The sequence below is a fragment of the Streptomyces piniterrae genome (assembly GCF_005048155.1).
GTDB lineage: Bacteria > Actinomycetota > Actinomycetes > Streptomycetales > Streptomycetaceae > Streptomyces > Streptomyces piniterrae.
Map to the genome: position 1 here is coordinate 333,000 of NZ_SUMB01000008.1, position 18,193 is coordinate 351,192.

Annotated in this window: 14 protein-coding genes and 1 tRNA gene; 9 read left to right on the top strand and 6 right to left on the bottom strand. The window is 71.3% G+C overall.

Features of this window, described 5'->3' with window-relative positions:
- Position 1: 1 nt before the first annotated feature.
- On the bottom strand, positions 2–625 hold the full coding sequence (locus FCH28_RS23830; RefSeq protein WP_136742136.1) for a hypothetical protein: 624 nt from the start codon (positions 623–625) through the stop codon (positions 2–4).
- Between the two features lie 219 nt (positions 626–844).
- Here FCH28_RS23830 and FCH28_RS23835 point away from each other — a divergent pair.
- Positions 845–918, top strand: a tRNA-Met gene (locus tag FCH28_RS23835).
- Positions 919–1,053: 135 nt separating this feature from the next.
- Here the strand turns inward: FCH28_RS23835 and FCH28_RS23840 are convergent.
- Positions 1,054–1,848 (bottom strand): NAD(P)H-dependent oxidoreductase, encoded by a 795-nt coding sequence (locus FCH28_RS23840; protein WP_136742137.1) that lies wholly within the window; start codon positions 1,846–1,848, stop codon positions 1,054–1,056.
- Positions 1,849–1,923: 75 nt separating this feature from the next.
- Between FCH28_RS23840 and FCH28_RS23845 the strand changes: the two genes are divergently transcribed.
- Positions 1,924–2,988, top strand: coding sequence for a GlxA family transcriptional regulator (locus FCH28_RS23845; protein WP_425471986.1), 1,065 nt, complete (start codon positions 1,924–1,926; stop codon positions 2,986–2,988).
- A gap of 213 nt (positions 2,989–3,201) precedes the next feature.
- Positions 3,202–4,056, top strand: a complete 855-nt coding sequence (locus FCH28_RS23850) for a DUF2797 domain-containing protein (protein ID WP_187363910.1) — start codon at positions 3,202–3,204, stop codon at positions 4,054–4,056.
- A gap of 30 nt (positions 4,057–4,086) precedes the next feature.
- Here the strand turns inward: FCH28_RS23850 and FCH28_RS23855 are convergent, their stop codons facing one another.
- Positions 4,087–4,626 (bottom strand): NADPH-dependent FMN reductase, encoded by a 540-nt coding sequence (locus FCH28_RS23855; protein WP_136742139.1) that lies wholly within the window; start codon positions 4,624–4,626, stop codon positions 4,087–4,089.
- A gap of 342 nt (positions 4,627–4,968) precedes the next feature.
- On the opposite strand from FCH28_RS23855, the gene FCH28_RS23860 reads away from it, so the two are divergent.
- The 6 genes from FCH28_RS23860 to FCH28_RS23885 all read left to right on the top strand — a co-directional run bounded on the left by FCH28_RS23860 (position 4,969) and on the right by FCH28_RS23885 (position 13,719).
- Entirely contained in the window at positions 4,969–5,793 is an 825-nt protein-coding gene (locus FCH28_RS23860; RefSeq protein WP_281289753.1) for a response regulator transcription factor, read from the top strand.
- A 157-nt stretch (positions 5,794–5,950) separates the two neighbouring features.
- Positions 5,951–7,570, top strand: a complete 1,620-nt coding sequence (locus FCH28_RS23865; RefSeq protein WP_246103109.1) for a sensor histidine kinase — start codon at positions 5,951–5,953, stop codon at positions 7,568–7,570.
- 26 nt (positions 7,571–7,596) lie between these two features.
- Positions 7,597–8,931, top strand: a complete 1,335-nt coding sequence (locus FCH28_RS23870) for a bifunctional glycosyltransferase family 2/GtrA family protein (RefSeq protein WP_136742140.1) — start codon at positions 7,597–7,599, stop codon at positions 8,929–8,931.
- Positions 8,928–11,162, top strand: coding sequence for an ArnT family glycosyltransferase (locus FCH28_RS23875; RefSeq protein WP_136742141.1), 2,235 nt, complete (start codon positions 8,928–8,930; stop codon positions 11,160–11,162). Before FCH28_RS23870 ends, FCH28_RS23875 begins: the two co-directional genes overlap by 4 nt.
- Positions 11,163–11,262: 100 nt before the next feature.
- Positions 11,263–12,834 carry an MFS transporter gene (locus FCH28_RS23880; RefSeq protein WP_136742142.1) on the top strand — a complete coding sequence of 524 codons (1,572 nt, stop codon included), beginning with the start codon at positions 11,263–11,265 and terminating at the stop codon, positions 12,832–12,834.
- Positions 12,835–12,939: 105 nt separating this feature from the next.
- Positions 12,940–13,719: a TetR/AcrR family transcriptional regulator gene (locus FCH28_RS23885; RefSeq protein WP_136742143.1), complete on the top strand. Its 780-nt coding sequence runs from the start codon at positions 12,940–12,942 to the stop codon at positions 13,717–13,719.
- A gap of 98 nt (positions 13,720–13,817) precedes the next feature.
- Here the strand turns inward: FCH28_RS23885 and FCH28_RS23890 are convergent, their stop codons facing one another.
- The 3 genes from FCH28_RS23890 to FCH28_RS23900 all read right to left on the bottom strand — a co-directional run bounded on the left by FCH28_RS23890 (position 13,818) and on the right by FCH28_RS23900 (position 18,173).
- The gene (locus tag FCH28_RS23890) at positions 13,818–14,195 is read right to left on the bottom strand and encodes a hypothetical protein (protein WP_136742144.1); all 378 of its coding nucleotides are present in this window, start codon (positions 14,193–14,195) and stop codon (positions 13,818–13,820) included.
- Between the two features lie 210 nt (positions 14,196–14,405).
- On the bottom strand, positions 14,406–15,290 hold the full coding sequence (locus FCH28_RS23895) for a YceI family protein (RefSeq protein ID WP_136742145.1): 885 nt from the start codon (positions 15,288–15,290) through the stop codon (positions 14,406–14,408).
- Between the two features lie 351 nt (positions 15,291–15,641).
- Positions 15,642–18,173: an MFS transporter gene (locus tag FCH28_RS23900; protein ID WP_484422078.1), complete on the bottom strand. Its 2,532-nt coding sequence runs from the start codon at positions 18,171–18,173 to the stop codon at positions 15,642–15,644.
- Between the last annotated feature and the right edge of the window lie 20 nt (positions 18,174–18,193).

Here is an 18,193-nt window from a genome sequence, read left to right on the forward strand (position 1 = left end):
TTCATTGCAGCCATTGGTACGCCGGCGAGTTCTCCGTGGAATCCGATGGCGCGCTGCAGGGGAACGTGAAGCCCAGGTGCTCATGGAGCGCTTCGGCCTGGTCGCGCGTGGCGAGGACCATGATGCTGTCGTAGCCGGCGCTCGGCTTGCGTTCGAAGTCGACGTAGTGCCATGAGCGGGGGTCGTCGTCGTGGACGGTCATGGCGATGGCCTCGCAGGCCGCCTCCTGGTCGTAGTAGTCGTCCGCGAAGTGCTCGGCGGAGATCGACACGGGCTTGCCGTTGCGTTCGAACTCCAGACGATCGAAGCGGCCGCCCTCGAAATCGCCTTCGCCCTCGGTGATCCGAACGTCGGTGATGGTGACTTTGCCGCCCGCGACCTCGACGGCGTCCTCCAGCAGGCTCTCGTAGTCGTCGTAGATGGAGTCGATGTCGTCGGCGTGGACGGAGACCGCCACGCCGAATTCTTCGAGGGCGCCGGCCGCCTCGTAGTGGTCCTCCAGCTCCTCGTTCGCGTAGTCGGCGGCGTCTTCGAGGGTGCTGTGCATCTCCTCCTCGGACACCATGCCGATCTCGTGGAGGATCGCGCCTATCCGCGCGTATGTAATCGATGAAACGTTCGACATGGTGGGGATCTTGCCAGACGGCCGCTGTCTCGTGCTGCCTTCGGGACGGAAGGTCGGGGTGTGTCAACGGTGTGCTTTCTCGGGGGTGTTGAGGGTGGAGGTCGAGGCTGTGGTTGTGCTGCTGGTGTGCGGTGGCGCTGGTGGCGTAGCCGGTTCGGGCGGGTTGCGGAGAAAGGATTAGGCGTTGGTCGGGTAGTCGCGTAGTGTTTGGGCTACCGACGCGGGGTGGAGCAGCTCGGTAGCTCGCTGGGCTCATAACCCAGAGGTCGCAGGTTCAAATCCTGTCCCCGCTACTGATGCCGCAGGCCCGGTGGATTCACGTCCACCGGGCCTGCGGCTTTTTGCGTTCCGGGCACTTCGCAGCACGGCACGGCGCTTCACGGCGCTTCAGAGCGGCCTCGGAGCGTATGGCGGGAAGTCGGTTCGGATCAGGCGTGGGCCGGTGGTGGCGGGGCTGTGTAGTGGGCCGACGGGCCGTGGTGCTGCGGAGTGGCCAGGTGGGGGTGCAGCAGGAGGTCGTCGTCGTAATCGCCGGTGTTCTGGTGGCGGAAGGGGAGCGGGGTGGCGGTGGGGAGGGTGCGCAGGCGGTCGCGTAGGCGGGTGGCGGCGGTTTCGTAGTCGGTGGGGGTGGTGCGGTCCGCGCCGGGGATCAGGAGGGGCGGGACTACGGACATGCCGGTGTACCAGAGGGTGCCGTGCTGCAAGGGGAAGAGGAGGTCGTTGAGGTCGCCGTTGACGCCGCGCGGGCCGAGGGTGGCGGCGCGGGCTCCGGCGGTGACGATGACCATGGCGCGCTTGCCGGCCAGTTTGCCGTCGCCGTAGCGCTGTGGGCGGCCGGTGGCGGGGTCGGTGATGCCGAAGGCGAAGCCCTTGACGAAGACGCGGTCGAACCAGCCCTTGAGGATGGCCGGCATGCCGTACCACCACAGGGGGAACTGGACGATCAAGGTGTCGGCCCAGGCGAGTTTTTGCTGCTCGGAGCGGATGTCGGGGCTCAATTGGCCGGTGGCGTAGGCGCGTTCCGAGGTCTCGCCGATGAGGAGGCGGTCGGCCGGGTCGTGGGCGTAGTCGTCGGCGTCGACCACCGGGTTCCACTTCATGGCGTACAGGTCGGAGACGCGGTGTTCGTGCCCGTGGGCGTCGAGGGTGCGGAGTCCCTCGGTTTTGAGGGCGCCGCTCAGGGAGCGGTGGTCGGGGTGGGCGAACAGCCAGAGGACCTTCATGGCGTCCACTCTCGGGGTGGGCGGGGGCGGCGTACGAGTGGCCGGATGGCCATGATGTGCAAGGATCGGGCCATGATGGCTGGCAGTGGCAGTGGCAGCGGGGTTTCGGTTTCCGGTTCGGGGTCGGAGGCGTCCGGGGGCTTGCGGCGGCACCGGGTTGCGGTGCTGGTGCGGCATGGTCTGCTGCCGATCGAGGTGGGGATCGTGCACCGGATCTTCGGGGAGGCCAGGTCGGCGTCCGGGGAGTGGCTGTACGAGGTGGTGACCTGCGCGCTGGAGCCGGGGGAGGTGCGTACGGACGCGGATTTCACGCTGAATGTGGCGCACGGGGCGGAGGCGCTGGAGGAGGCGGACACGGTCGTGCTGCCGGCTTCCGGGGTGGACTACGACCCGGGCACGGAGCGGAGCGCCGGGCGGCTGAGTCCGACGATGGCCGACGCGCTGCGGCGGATCCGGCCGGGGACGCGGATCGCGTCGATCTGTACGGGGGCGTTCGTGCTGGCCGCCGCGGGTCTGCTGGACGGGCGGCGGGCCACGACCCACTGGCGGTCGGTGGACGACTTCCGCCGGCTGTTTCCGGCGGTCGAGCTGGATGCGGACGTGCTGTACACGGACGAGGGGGATGTGCTGACGGCGGCCGGGGTCGCCTCCGGGATCGACCTGTGTCTGCACATGATCCGGTGCGATCACGGTGCGGCGGTGGCCAACGACGTGGCCCGGCGGACGGTCGTGCCGCCGCACCGGGAGGGCGGCCAGGCGCAGTACATCCGGCGGCCGGTGCCGGAGCCGCAGGCGTCCTCGACGGGCACCGCGCGGGCGTGGGCGCTGGAGCATCTGGACCGGCCGCTGAGCCTGCGGGAGCTGGCGGCGCGGGAGTCGATGAGCGTACGGACCTTCACCCGGCGCTTCCGGGAGGAGGTCGGCATCTCGCCGCTCCAGTGGCTGACGCAGCAACGGATCGAACGGGCACGGCAGTTGCTGGAGGAGACGGATCTGACCGTGGACCGGATCGCGGCCGAGGCGGGCTTCGGCACGGCGGCTTCACTGCGGCTGCATCTGCACTCGGCGCTGGGCGTCTCGCCGCGGGCCTATCGGAGCACGTTCCGGGGGCCGGGGGTGGAGCTGACGGTGGTGTCGTAGGGGCGCATGGGGTGGGGGTACGGGCGGGGCCGTCGTGGGGTGGCTCCGCGGTCGTGGGCTCTGCGGTGGGGTGGGGGCGTTGTCAGTGGCCGGTCGTACGCTGATTGTGTGTGGCGATGTACGGGACCGCGCTGGTCAGGTGGCGGATCGGGGCCGGCGGACGGATATGCGCAGGGGCTCGGCTGGTACTGCGCCGAGCGGAGCGAGGAGCGGGTGAGTCCGCTCCCCGTGGGCAAGGCGCTGGCGTTCGCCGTCCAGGGGGAGCGGCGCTGTCTCGGGGTGCGGCGGGCCGGCCGCTGGATCGTGTGCCCGTACGGGGCGGCGCTCGACGGCGCGAGCGCGAAGGACCAGTGCGCGCGGTGCGCCCAGCTGGACCGGTCGCGTTCCGTCGCGGCCGACACCATGGCCGATGATCCGCGCCCGTACGGGGTGTATCTGGCGTACTTCGGTCCCGGGCTCGTCAAGGTCGGGATCACGGCCGCCGAGCGCGGGCCGGCGCGCCTGGTGGAGCAGGGAGCGGTGGCGTACGCGTGGCTGGGGCGTGGGCCGTTGATGGCGGCGCGGCGGGCGGAGGCGTTGCTGGGGAGTGCGCTGGCGGTGCCGGACCGGCTCGGGAAGGCGGCCAAGCGGGCGGCACGCGGAGCGCTGCCGCCGCTGGCCGAGCGGGTGGGTGAACTCGCTCAACTGCATGGCAGGGCACGGGAGTTGGCCGGATGGCCGGAGACTCTGGAGCCGGCGGAGTTCGCCTGCGAGGACCATACGGAGCTCTTCGGGCTGGACCGTGTCCCGGCGGGCGCGGCGGAGCTGGGCGGGATGACGGCGGGGGCGGAGATCGTGGGGGAGGTGGTGGCCGGGGTCGGGTCGGATGTGTATATGCGGCTGCGGCTGGCGGGGGACGTCGCTGACGGCGGGGGCGGCGGCAGGGGTGAGGGCGAGGTTGCGGTGTTGGATGGCCGGGTTCTGTCGGGGTGGGTTCTGGGGGCGGCCTCGGGGCGGGTGACCACGGTCCCGGTTCGCTGCGCTCGGCCCGGGCCGGTTTTGGATTCGCCGGGGTTGTGGGGAGCTTGAGTCGATTCGCCGCGGTGGGGGCGGGCCGGCTCAGGTCAAGCGCAGCGAGCCCGCAGCCAGATGGCCGATCGACTCGCGGAGGGCTGCCAGGGTCGCCTCGTCCGTGACGCGTTCCGTGGTGGGGTCGATCTTCGGGCCGATGGCGGGGATTTCCAGGCAGGCGGCCGCGATGACGTCGCCGGTCATCATGCGCAGGGTCTCGCGGAGTTGGGCATTGGCGTGGTCGCCGCCGGTGGGGAACGGCGAGGCGGTGATCACCGCGACCGGCTTGTGGACGCATTCGCCGCTGCTGACCAGCCAGTCGAGGGCGTTCTTGAGGACGCCGGGGACGCCGTGCGCGTATTCGGGGCTGACGATGAGGAGGGCGTCGGCGGCCGCGACGGCGGTGCGTAGGGCGGCGACGGGGGCGGGGGGTGTGGCGTCCTCGCCGTCCAGGTCCGGATTGAAGTGGGGGAGGGCGCCGACGTCCGCGATGGCGGTGGTGCCGTCGACGAGGTCCAGGGCGGAGCGCAGCACCGCGCCGTTGGAGGAGCGGGCCCGGAGGCTGCCGGAGAGGGCGAGGAGTCTCATGCCGCGACGGTACGGGGTGATGTGGGGGGTGGGAGGGGCAGGGTGGCCGTCCGGTGAGTGCCTGCCAGGCGCGGGCTGTTGGGCGTTATTGCTGGTCAGGGCGATTGTCAGTGGTGGGTGCGATGCTGAGGGAGTGCTGATCGGTATGGGCCGCGCGGGGGGCGGCCCAGGCCGGTCGCACGAAAAGTGGCAGGGAAAGCCGCACGGAACATGGCTGGTGGGGCGGGGAGTTGGACGGGCCAGGGGCCGGAGGGCTGAGGAAGGGCCGGGGGAGGGTGATTCTCAGGAGATTCACAGGTAGCGGAAAGGGAGCTCTCAGGGGGGCGGGCCACGCTCAGGGGCATGACCATGACTCCGTCGTTCGCTGCGTCGTCCCCTTACTCGGCCGGACTCGCGTCCGGTCGCTCGACGGGCTCCGGCTCCCGGGGCGGTGCGGCGCGGGAGCCCGGGAAGCGGCCTGAGTTGTCGCGGGCGGACGGCAGCCCGGTGCGGGTGCTCGTCGTGGATGACGAGTCCTCGCTCGCCGATCTGCTGTCGCTGGCGCTGCGCTACGAGGGCTGGGACATCCGCTCGGAGGGGGACGGTGCGGGCGCGCTGCGCTGTGCGCGGAGCTGGCGGCCGGATGCGGTGCTGCTCGATGTGATGCTGCCGGATATGGACGGGCTGACGGTGCTGGGGCGGCTGCGGCGCGAACTGCCGGACGTACCGGTGCTGTTCCTGACCGCCAAGGACGCGGTCGAGGACCGCATCGCGGGGCTGACGGCGGGTGGCGACGACTATGTCACCAAGCCGTTCAGCCTGGAGGAGGTGGTGGCCCGGCTGCGTGGGCTGCTGCGCCGTGCGGGGGCGGCCGCCGCGCGGAGCGAATCGCTGCTCACGGTGGGCGATCTGGTGCTCGACGAGGACAGCCACGAGGTGTGGCGGGGCGGTCAGGAGATCCATCTGACGGCGACCGAGTTCGAGTTGCTGCGGTATCTGATGCGGAATCCGCGGCGGGTGCTGAGCAAGACCCAGATCCTGGACCGGGTCTGGAGTTACGACTTCGGCGGCCAGGCCAATGTCGTCGAGCTGTATATCTCGTATCTGCGGCGGAAGATCGACGCGGGGCGCGAGCCGATGATTCACACCCGGCGTGGTGCGGGGTATCTGATCAAGCCGGGCGGGTAGCGGGATGCTGGGTTCTCCCGCCGGGGGCCATGCCCAGGGCTCTGACGGCCAGGGTTCTGAGAGCCTCCCTGAGGCTCCCCCCGCCCCTGACCCCGTCACTCCTCCCGTCGCTGTCCCTGAGCGTGCCTCCGCCCCCGCTCCTCGACGGCGCTGGTCGTTGCGGACTCGGCTCGTCGTGTCGGCGGTGGCGCTGATCGCCGTGGTCGGGACGGTGATCGCCGCGGTCACCACCATCGCGCTGCACTCCCAGCTACAGGGCCAGTTGGACAAGCAGTTGAAGGGATCCGTCGACCGCTCCCACGAGCCGAAGCCGCACGCCCCTCTCCTGGGGTACGGCCCCGACTTCGTGGTGATGCCCGGCATGCCCCTCGGGACGGTGGGTGCGCGGGTCGGGCTCGACGGGGGGCTCGAGGGCGGGGCGAAGAGCAAGAGCGCGGCCAGTCGTACGCCTGAAGATCATCTGGAGCGGCTGAGCGGGACGCAGACCGCGGCCCTGGACTCCGTGCCGCGGGACGGTCGGCCGCACACCGCCGAGCTGCCCGGTCTGGGCGACTACCGCGTGCAGTACGCCAAGGACGGCTCCCTGGTGCTCGGGCTGCCGCTCGGCAAGGTGCAGGAGACTGTCGGCACGCTCGTCCTCGTCGAGGTGTGTGTGACGGGCGCCGGGCTGCTCGCCGCCGGGATCGCGGGCGCCGCCATGGTCGGTATCGCGCTGCGGCCGCTGCGCCGGGTCGCGGCCACCGCCACCCGTGTGTCCGAACTCCCCCTCCACCAGGGCGAGGTGGCGCTGCACGTCCGGGTGCCGGCGGCCGAGGCGGATGCGCGTACGGAGGTGGGGCAGGTCGGCGCGGCGCTGAACCGGATGCTGGGACATGTCGGTTCGGCGCTGTCGGCGCGGCAGGAGAGTGAGACGCGGGTGCGCCGCTTCGTCGCCGATGCCAGCCATGAGCTGCGGACCCCCCTGGCGTCGATCCGCGGCTATGCCGAGCTGACCCGGCGCGGGCAGGAGCAGCCGGGGCCGGCGACCCGGCACGCTCTGGGCCGTATCGAGTCCGAGGCGGAGCGGATGACGGGGCTGGTGGAGGATCTGCTGCTGCTCGCCCGGCTCGATTCCGGACGCCCGCTCTCGTACGAGAGCACTGATCTCTCGCCGCTGGTGGTGGATGCGGTAAGCGATGCGCGGGCCGCCGGCCCCGGCCACCGGTGGCGTCTGGAGCTGCCCGATGAGCCCGCGCTGGTACGCGGGGATGCCGGGCGGCTGCACCAGATTCTGGTGAACCTGCTGGCCAACGCCCGTACGCATACGCCCGAGGGGACCACGGTGACCGCCGGGGTGCGGAAGGTGGGCGACGGGTCCGCCGTCCGCCTGGAGGTGCGGGACGACGGGCCCGGCATCCCGCCCGATCTTCTCCCGCATGTCTTCGAACGCTTCGCCCGCGGCGACGCGTCCCGCTCGCGCGCCGCCGGGAGCACCGGCCTCGGCCTCGCCATCGTGCAGGCCGTGGTCACCGCGCACGGCGGCACGGTCGGAGTCGACAGCGTCCCGGGGCGGACGGTCTTCGGGGTGACCCTTCCGGTGGCCGCGAGCCCGGAGACGCGGGCCGTGAGCCCGGAAGCGCGGGTCGCGAGCCCGGAGACGCGAGTGGCGCCTCCGCAGACACCAGCCGTACGTCCACAGGCACCAGCCGTACGTCCGCAAGCGCCCGCCGTACCTCCGCAGGCGCCTCACCCACACCCACACTCACAGCCCAGCCACAGCCTCACCACACAGAGGTGACAGCGCGGCTGGCGAGTGTCGTCCGCATGACGATGACACAGCCGGCCCGCACTCCACTGGGCTCCCTGCCGCCACGCGAGCATCTGCGCCTCGGCCAGATCGAGACGGTTCTCGACATCGTGATCCCCGTCTACAACGAGGAGACCGACCTCGAACCCTGCGTGCGACGGCTGCACTCGCACCTGACCCGCACCTTCCCGTACGGCTTCCGGATCACCATCGCCGACAACGCGAGCACGGACCGTACGCCGGAGGTCGCCGCCCTGCTCGACGATGCGATCGACGAGGTCACGGCCGTACGGCTGGAGCAGAAGGGCCGCGGGCGGGCGCTGCGCACCGTATGGACGCTGTCCGAAGCGCCGGTGCTGGCCTATATGGACGTCGATCTGTCCACCGACCTGAACGCGCTGCTGCCGCTGGTCGCGCCGCTGATCTCCGGCCACTCCGACCTGGCCATCGGCTCCCGGCTGGCCCGCAGTTCGCGGGTCGTTCGCGGCCCCAAGCGCGAGTTCGTCTCCCGCACCTACAACCTCATCCTGCGCGGCTCGCTCGCCGCCCGGTTTTCCGACGCGCAGTGCGGATTCAAGGCGGTCCGCGGCGATGTCGCCGAGCGCCTGCTGCCGATGGTCGAGGACACGGGCTGGTTCTTCGACACCGAGATGCTGGTGCTGGCGGAGCGGGCCGGGCTGCGCATCCATGAGGTTCCGGTGGACTGGGTCGACGACCCGGACAGCACCGTGCATATCGTCCGTACCGCCGCCGACGACCTCAAGGGCGTCTGGCGGGTGGGGCGGGCGCTGGCGACCGGCGCGCTCCCGCTGGACCGGCTGGCCCGGCCCTTCGGCGACGATCCCCGGGACCGTGAGCTGACCGGTGTGCCGGGCGGGCTCGCCCGTCAGCTCGTCGGCTTCTGCGTCGTCGGGGCGCTCAGCACGCTGCTCTATCTCGCGCTCTACTCCGTCTTCCGGCTGGGCATCGGGCCCCAACTCGCCAATGCCGCCGCCCTGTTGCTGTCGGCCGTCATCAATACGGCCGCCAACCGGCGGCTGACCTTCGGTGTACGGGGGCGGGGCCGGGCGGTCCGCCATCAGGCGCAGGGGCTGGTGGTCTTCGCCATCGGGCTCGCCCTCACCAGCGGCTCGCTCGCGGCCCTGGAGGCAGCGGCCGACACGGCCTCGCAAGGCACCGAACTCGCGGTGCTGGTCACCGCCAACCTCGCGGCGACGGTGCTGCGGTTCCTGCTCTTCCGCGCCTGGGTCTTCCCGGACGCGGAGCGGCGAGAGGGCCACCGGGACGACACCGGAGAACCGCACCAGGCCGCCCGGCACCAGCAGAACCACCCCACCAGGAGCGCCCGATGACCCCGCACTCACCCCGTACGCCGGCAGAGCCGGCACACCAGCCGCATCCGGCCGTGATCACACCGGAGACGCCAATCACCCCGGAGACCCCGACCACCCCGAATGACCCGCGCTGGGCGCGGCCCGCGCTGCTGGCGCTGCTGGTGGTCACGGCCGCGCTCTACCTCTGGAACCTGGCCGCCAACGGGTACGCCAACCAGTTCTACTCGGCCGCCGTGCAGGCCGGCAGCGAAAGCTGGAAGGCGTTCTTCTTCGGGTCCTCGGACGCGGCCAACTCGATCACCGTCGACAAGCCGCCGGCCGCGCTGTGGCCGATGGCGCTGTCCGTACGCCTCTTCGGGCTGAGCACCTGGGCGATCCTGGTGCCGGAGGCGCTGATGGGCGTCGCGACGGTCGGCGTGCTCTACGCGGCCGTACGGCGCCGGTTCGGCGCGGCGGCCGGCCTGCTGGCGGGTGCGGCGCTCGCGATCACGCCGGTCGCCGCCCTGATGTTCCGGTTCAACAACCCCGACGCGCTGCTGTGCCTGTTGATGGTCTGCGCGATCGCCGCCGTGCTGCGCGCGCTGGAGGACGGGCGAACGAAGTGGCTGCTGCTGGCCGGCCTCTGCTTCGGGCTCGGCTTTCTCACCAAGACCCTCCAGGCGTGGCTGATCCTGCCGCCGCTGGCCCTCGTCTACGCATGCTGTGGACCGGTGAGGGTGGGCCGGCGGTTCGGCCAACTGCTGCTTGCCGGGCTGGCGATGGTGGTGTCCGGCGGCTGGTGGGTGGCGCTCGTCGAGCTGTGGCCGGCGTCCTCGCGCCCGTACATCGGCGGCTCGCAGACCAACAGCTTCCTTGAGCTGACCTTCGGCTACAACGGCTTCGGGCGGATCACCGGCAATGAGACCGGCAGCGTCGGTGGTGGTGGCAGGGGCGGGCCCGGTGGTGGCGGCGGTGGTGGATGGGGCGAGACCGGCATCACCCGGCTCTTCTCCTCCGACATGGGCGGCCAGATTTCCTGGCTGCTGCCCGCTGCGCTGATCCTGCTGGTCGCGGCCGTGTGTGTGCTCCGGCGGGCGCGGCGGGCGGTCGCCGCCGAAGAGGCCGGGCAGCGGGCGGAGTTCCTGGTGTGGGGCGGCGCGCTGCTGATGACGTTCGTGACCTTCAGCTTTATGTCCGGGATCTTCCACCAGTACTACAACATCGCGCTGGCGCCCTATGTCGCGGCGCTGGTCGGTATGGGCGGGACGCTGCTGTGGCGGCGCGGCGGGAGGAGTGCGTCGCTCGTCCTGGCGCTGACCGTCGCGGTGACCGCCGGCTGGTCGTACGTCCTGCTGAACCGTTCGCCGAACTGGCTGCCGTGGCTGCGCTGGACGGTCCTGGCGTTCGGTTTGCTGGCGGCGCTCGGTCTTCTGCTGAGGCTACGGCGGACCCGGGCGGTAGGCGTGGTGGGTGCGGCAGGGGAAGCGGGGCCCGTGGGGACGGCGAAGCCGGCCGGGGCCGGTCGCCGGATCGCGGTGCTCGCCGCCGGGCTCGGGGTGGCGACGGCGCTGGCCGGCCCGCTCGCGTACACGCTCAACACGGTCGATACAGCAAAGGGCGGATCGATCATCACGGCAGGGCCGTCGGTCCAGGGCGGTATGGGCGGGCCGGGCGGCATGCGCTTCGTCCGTGGCAAGCCGCCTGTCGGCGCGGCGCGCGGCGGCAACGCCCCGGTCCCGCCCGGTGGCCGGCCTCCGGGCCAGGTTCAGGGGCAGGTCCAGGGCCAGAAGCAGGGCCAATTCCCGGGGCAGCGGGGCGGCCGGCAGGTCGTCCCCGGTCCGGGCCAGGCGGGCGGACTGGGTGAGGGGGGCCGGATGCGCGGTATGGGCGGCGCCATGGGCGGTCTGCTCAACGGCAGCCGGGTCGGCGACAAGGCGAAGGCGCTGCTGGAGAAGGACGCGGACGACTACACCTGGGCCGCCGCGGCCATCGGCTCCCAGAACGCCGCGAGCTACCAACTCGCCACCGAGAAGCCGGTGATGGCGATCGGCGGCTTCAACGGGAGCGACCCCTCGCCGACCCTCGCCCAGTTCAAGCGGTACGTCCAGGAAGGGAAGATCCACTACTTCATCGTGGGCGGCTGGGGTGCCATGGGCGGCCCCGGCGGCGGCCAGGGCTCCTCGTCGAAGATCACCTCGTGGATCGAGAAGACCTTCACGAAGGTCACCGTGGGTCAGGCCACCTTCTACGACCTGACGCGGAAGGCGTGACCGCGCCTCGGGCTCCCGCTCATAATTGAATGTACGGCGTATAACACTCCCTGTACGGTGTATGGCGACCACTCCGCCTTGCACCGTACAGGGAGCCCGTATGCCCGCCGTGGCCTCCGAACCCACTCCCCTCCAGCCGCCCGGCCGGCCCGCCACCCGCTGGCTGATCCTGGCCGTCATCTGCGTCGCCCAGCTCACCGTCGTCCTCGACAACACCGTCCTGAACGTCGCCGTCCCCTCCCTCACCCAGGGGATGGGCGCGACCACCGCCGACGTCCAGTGGATGATCAACGCCTATTCGCTGGTGCAGTCCGGCCTGCTGCTCACCGCGGGCAACTCCGCCGACCGCTACGGCCGCAAGAAGATGCTCGCCGTCGGCCTGGTGCTGTTCGGCCTCGCCTCGCTCGGCGCGGCGCTCGCCCAGTCGCCCGGTCAGCTGATCGCCGCGCGCGCCGGCATGGGCGTCGGCGGTGCGCTCCTGGTGACCACCACCCTCGCCGTCGTCATGCAGATCTTCGACGACGCGGAGCGTCCCAAGGCCATCGGCATCTGGAGCTCCGTCAACTCCCTCGGTTTCGCCGCCGGGCCGCTGATCGGCGGCTCGCTGCTCGACCACTTCTGGTGGGGCTCGCTGTTCCTCGTCAACCTCCCAGTGGCGGCGATCGCGCTGGCGGCCGTCGTCACCCTCGTGCCGGAGTCCAAGAGCCGTGGCGCGGAGCGTCCGGACCTGCTCGGGGCGCTGCTGTCCATGATCGGTATGGCCGGCGTGGTCTTCGCGATCATCGACGGTCCGGTGACCGGCTGGCTGTCCGCGAGGGTGCTGATCTCCGCCGCCGTCGGCCTCGTCGGACTGGCCGCCTTCGCCCTCTGGGAGCTGCATGTCCCGCATCCGATGCTGGATATGCACTTCTTCCGCAACAGCCGGTTCATCGGCGCCGTCTCGGGCGGCATCCTGGTCGCCTTCGGGATGGGCGGCTCGATGTTCCTGCTCACCCAGCATCTCCAACTGGTCCTCGGCTACGGCCCGTTGGACGCCGGGCTGCGGATGGCGCCGCTCGCCGTCACCGTCATCCTGGTCAACTTCACCGGTGTGGGCGCCCGTCTGATGCCCCGCCTCGGCACCCCCGGAATGATCGTCTCCGGGATGACGCTGCTCGCGGCCGGGCTCGCGGCGATCTCCACGCTCGGCGGTGACAGCTACGGCGGCATGCTGGCCGGCCTGATCGTGATGGGTGTCGGTGTCGCGTTCGCCATGCCGACGATGGCCAACGCGATCATGTCCGCGATACCGCCGGCCAAGGCCGGGGTGGGCGCCGGGGTCAACGGCACGCTGATGGAGTTCGGCCAGGGCCTGGGTGTCGCCGTCCTCGGCGCGGTCCTGAACTCCCGGTTCGTCGCGCTGCTTCCGCTGGTCGCCGCCGGAGCGGGGTCGCTTCCCGCGGCGCTCGCCCGGACCCGTACGGACGCCGAGCGGGTCGCCGTTCACGACGCCTTCGCGGCCGGGATCGGCACCAGTCAGCTCGTCGGCGCGGCCGCGGTGTTCCTCGGCGGGCTGCTCGCCGCGGTACTGCTGCGGCGGGCGGAGCGTACGGGGCGGGAGGGATCCGCCGGGGCGTCAGCAGTGCCCGACTCCGCCGCAGGTTCGTCACCCACTGTCAGTGCCGCGGAATAGCATCGGACACGAGAAGAAAGATCGCTCCGCGAAACGCTCCGGGAACAACTCCGATCGGCGCTCCGAGAAGCGGTCCGGGAATCGCTCTGCGAAAAGGAGGGCGCCATGGCAGAGACGGACGGCCGCGCCAAGAAGCAGCCGAGCAGCGTCTGGCTGACCGAACGCCCCCCGCCCAAACGGAAGACGGACCAGCCGGCCGGGCTGGACCTCGAAAAGATCATCGCCGCCTCGGTCCGGCTGCTGGACGCCGAGGGCCTCGCGAAGTTCTCGATGCGCCGGCTCGCCGCCGAGCTGGGCGTCACCGCGATGTCGGTCTACTGGTACGTCGACACCAAGGACGACCTGCTGGAGCTGGCGATCGATTCGGTGGCCGGCGAGATGCCGCTCCCCGACGAGTCGGATCCCGCCGCCGACTGGCGCGATCAGCTGCGCGCCCTCACCGTCGCCTACCGCGACATGCTGCTGCGGCACTCCTGGGCGGCCCGGCTGCTGGGCGAGTTCATCAACATCGGCCCGCGTTCGACGGCGTTCGCCAATGCCACGCTCCGGGTGATGCAGCGCAGCGGCCTGGCCCAGGAGACGACGTCCGGCGCGCTCGCGTCCGTCTTCCACTTCGTCTACGGCTTCTCGACGATCCGGGGGCTGCACGAAGCCCGCTGCCGGGCCGCCGGCATCAGCCTCGACGAGTACTTCGCCCAGGTCATCGCCGCGATCTCGGACCGCCCGGAGTTCGCCGAGATGATGGAGTTGTCGATCCGGGCCGGGGACGCCCGCGAGGGCCTGTCCGCCCTCGAAATGCTGGAGCGGGACTTCGCGGTCGCGCTCGATCTGCAGATCGCGGGCATCGAGGCGCTGCGCGACCGGGCGGTGGGCGGTGGGCCATGAACCGTAGCCGGGCCGGCCCCAGCAGGAGGGCCGGCCCGGATGAACCCGCGGGTGCGGAACGGCTGCGGTCATGCCCGCGGCCACCGCTGTGGCGACAACTACGGCCGCACGAGGAGGATCGAGTTGATCGGGGTCAGGTCCTTGTCCACGTAGTAGCCGGGCTGGATGAAGCCCTGGCAGTCCCCCGTGCCGTTGTAGCCGGTGCAGGTGCGGGCCGTGGCACCCCCGGTCTGGTTGTTGAAGACGTAGTGCTGCCCGACCTGGTTGTTGAGGTTGTGGGCGCCGTAGCTGTAGTAGACGAGGTTCGGACGGTCGCCGTTCCAGCCGGTGTTCTGCGGGTAGATGCAGACGGCCCCGGACGGGCAGCCGTGCACGGTACCGGCCGCCTGGGCGGCATTGGCGCTGGTGGCGGTGACGGCGGTGGTGGCGCCGACGGCCAGCGCGAGCGCGGCCGCGGCCCTCGTGATCTTGCGCATGGTGGTTCTCCCCCGGTGTGGTCTGTCGGTCTGCGTGGTCTTTCGGTCAAGTCGCACGGAGTGCCTGGCAGACCCTCGGCCGAGCGTGGTGTGAGGGGCCGCACTGCCTCCGCGAAAGGCAGTCTGCCCAGGGCACCGGGGGCGCGCCAGCTATTCGAGCTGGGGCGAAAACGCGGGCGGCGGAGCGGGTCGTGTGGTAGCGGGGAGCGTTCAGTCGAGGGGCGCGCTCTCCCCCTGAGCTGCGTTTTCCCCGTGAAGCCCGTGAAGCCCTTGAACCGCCTGGATGGCCAACTCCACCCGCAGCGTCGTACCGATCGCCGCTATCCCCGCGGCCACCACCTGGTTGTAGTTCATCTTGAAGTCCTCGCGGCGCAGTTCGGCCGTGGCCCGGAAGGCGGCGCGTACGCCACCCCAGGGGTCGGGCCCGGTGCCGAGGTAGCTGAGGTCGAGGTCCACGGGCCGTACGACGCCGTGCAGCGACAGCTCGCCGTGCACCGTCCAGCGGTCCGGTCCTGCCGGCGCCAGGCCGGTGCTGCGGTAGCTGAGTTCCGGGAACTCGGCCACGTTCAGGAAGTCCTCGGAACGCAGATGGCCGTCCCGCATGCCGTTGCCGGTGTCGATGGACGAGGCGCTGATGGTCGCCTCGACCGTCGACTTCTCCAGCTCCTCGGCGATCTCGATCCGCCCGCCGAACTCGGTGAACCGGCCGTGCACGCTGGAGATCCCCAGATGCTGGGCGACCGCGCCCACCGTCGAGTGCATCGGGTCGATCGTCCAGGCGCCGGGCGGCGGCAGCTCGGCGCCGCCCTGCCGTGCCAGCACCACGCTGCCGACGTCCATCCGGCCGCTGGCCGTCACGATCGCGCTGGAGGCGACCGGGGCGTAGCCGACGGCCGTCACGATGGCCGTGTACGGGCCCGCGGGCAGCGGCCGCTCGCTGCGGATGCCGCCTTCCTCGTCCGCCGTCGCGCGCAGCACCTGACTGCCCGTCATGTCCGTGACGGTCAGTACGGCATGCTGAACCGCCCAGCCGTCCCGCGTACGGATCCGCGCCCGTACGCCGGCGCCTCCCGTGCCCGCTCCCGTCGAAGTCATTGCCTCTCCCGTTTGTTGCCTCATGCGATGCCCCCTGCTCAGGACCGGCCGAGAGCCTGGGGGAAGGTAGGGCTCCGGGCGGCGGCGTGCAGGCCGTCCCCTGCCTGTGTGCACGGCCGCCGCCGGAGCCCTGGTGCCGGGCCCGGACGCGTCTCCGCTCAAAGCGCGCCCGGACCCGGGGTCTGTGCCGCCGGGATGCCCTGCTGCGGGATCCCGGGGCGGGGTCAGTGCCGGCGCCCGCTGCCCGCGCGGCCGACCATGTCTGCTGCCCCGGTCATGCCGCCCCACCGGCCTGCCGGACTTGGATTTGGCACCGTGTCGATGCGCAACCGACAACGGCTCCCGCCCCGGTCACGCCGCCCCACCAGCATCCGACGGGTGCGCCAGCTCCACGTCATAGCCGTCGACCCCGCGCGCATCGACGGACAGGCCGCTGGCGACCGGCGGATAGCCGCTCGCGATGACCGTGTAGTCGCCGGCGTCCAGGTCGGTGAAGGCGTAGGCGCCGTCCTCCCCGGTCGTCGAGGTGGCGACGACATTGCCCGCCGCGTCCACCAGCGTGACCCGGGCGTCGGGCAGCGGAAGCCGGGCGCCGCTCCGGCCGCCCGCCCGTACGACGCCCTGCACCCGCGCCCCGGACAGCAGCTCGATCTCGATACGGGTCGTGCCCTGGCCGCCGACCTCGACCGGCAGCGCGGTCGGCCGGTAGTCGGCTGCGTTCACGGCGACGGTGAAGGACCCGGTGGCCAGGTCGTCGAAGGCGAAAAAGCCCTCGGCGCCGGTCTTTCCGGTGGCCAGCACCTCGCCGCGGACGTCGGTGACGACGACCATCGCGCCCTCGACCGGCTGGCCGGTGACCGCGCTGCGGACCTGCCCGCCGAGGCCGCTGGTGCCGCTGAGCAGGATGTCGTAACCGAGCGGCTGCTCGCCGACGACGACCGTGGACGCCTGCGGCTGGTGCCCGTCGGCGGCCGCGATCAACACATACGAGCCGGCGCCGGGGGCGTTCAGCACATACGAGCCGTTGGCCTGGGCGACCGAGCGGCCCAACTGGCGCCCGCTGAGCGAGATCAGCGTCACCGCGGAGCGCGGGACGGGGTTGCCCTCCGGGTTGCGTACGAAGCCGTGGATCGCCGACCCGCCCGCGGTGCCGTCGCCGTCACCGGCGGACGCGAACGCCTGAAGCGGCTGCGCTGCCACCGCGGCGGCCGGCTGCGCCCAGGAGGGCGTGTGCCCGTCGCCTTCGGGGGCGACCGGCGAGGCGCCCACCAGCGCGGGCTCCGGCTCCTCGGCCATCGGTGCGGCAGCGGCCTCGACGGGGGCATCCGCGGCAGCGGGCGCCTCCTCACTGCTCGCCGCGCTCTGCGCCAGCCCGCCGCGGGTCTTCAGCGCGACCTCCTTGATGAACAGCGTGAAGAGAAGGGCGAGCAGCGCGCAGGGCGCCGCGTAGAGGAACACATCGCCGACCCCGTGCCCGTACGCGGACTCCATGACGGTGCGCAGCGGCGCCGGGAGGGCGTCCAGGTCCGGGATGCCGCCGCCGCTGTTGCCACCGGCCTGGGCGGCCGCCTTCGCGGCCTTGGGGCCGAGCTCGGTCAGGCCGTCCTTGACGTAGTGCGTGACCCGGTTGGCGAGCACCGCACCGAGCGCCGAGACACCCACCGCACCACCGAGGGAGCGGAAGAAGGTGACGACGGACGAGGCGGCGCCGAGGTCCTCGGGTGCGACCTGGTTCTGTGTGCAGAGCACCAGGTTCTGCATCATCATGCCGATGCCCAGGCCCATCAGGCCCATGAAGACCGCGATGTGCCAGTACTCGGTGTCGTAACGGATGGTGCCGAGCAGCCCGAGGCCGGCAGTGACCAGCACACCACCGCTGACCAGCCAGGCCTTCCACTTACCGGTCTTGGTGATGATCTGGCCGGAGACCGTCGACGAGATGAACAGGCCGCCGATCATCGGGATCGTCATCACACCGGACATCGTCGGCGACTTGCCCCGCGCCAGCTGGAAGTACTGGCTGAAGAAGACGGTGCCGGCGAACATCGCGATACCGACGAACAGCGAGGACAGCGACGCCAGGGTGATCGTCTTGTTGCGGAACAGCCGCAGCGGGATGATCGGTTCCTTCGCCTTGGCCTCGACGAGCACGAAGATCACGCCGAGTACGACCGCGCCGCCGACCATCGCGCCGGTCTGCCACGACCACCAGTCGTACTTGTCACCGGCCAGCGTCACCCACACCAGCAGCAGCGAAACCGCCGCGCTGATGAAGAACGCGCCCGCCCAGTCGACCTTGACGCCCTCGCGCTTGACGACGGGGAGCTTCAGCGTCTTCTGCAGCACGATCAGCGCGATGACGGCGAACGGCACGCCGACGTAGAAGCACCAGCGCCAGCCGAGCCAGTCCGTGTCGGTGATGACACCGCCGAGCAGCGGACCACCGACGGTGGCCACGGCAAAAACAGCACCGAGGTAGCCGCTGTAGCGCCCGCGCTCGCGCGGGGAGATCATCGCGGCCATCACGATCTGGGCCAGGGCGGACAGACCGCCCACGCCTATGCCCTGCACCACCCGGCACGCGATCAGCATGCCGGTGTTCTGCGAGAGCCCGGCGACAACCGAACCCGCGACATAGATGACCAGGGAGAACTGGACGAGCAGCTTCTTGCTGAACAGATCGGAGAGCTTGCCCCAGAGCGGGGTGGACGCCGTCATCGCCAGCAGCGCGGCCGTGACCACCCAGGTGTAGGCACTCTGCCCGCCGTCCAGATCATGAATGATCTCCGGCAGCGCGTTCGACACGATCGTCGACGACAGAATGGCGACGAACATGCCGAGCAGCAGCCCGGACAGCGCCTCCATGATCTGACGGTGCGTCATGGGTGCCCCGTTGGAGGCGC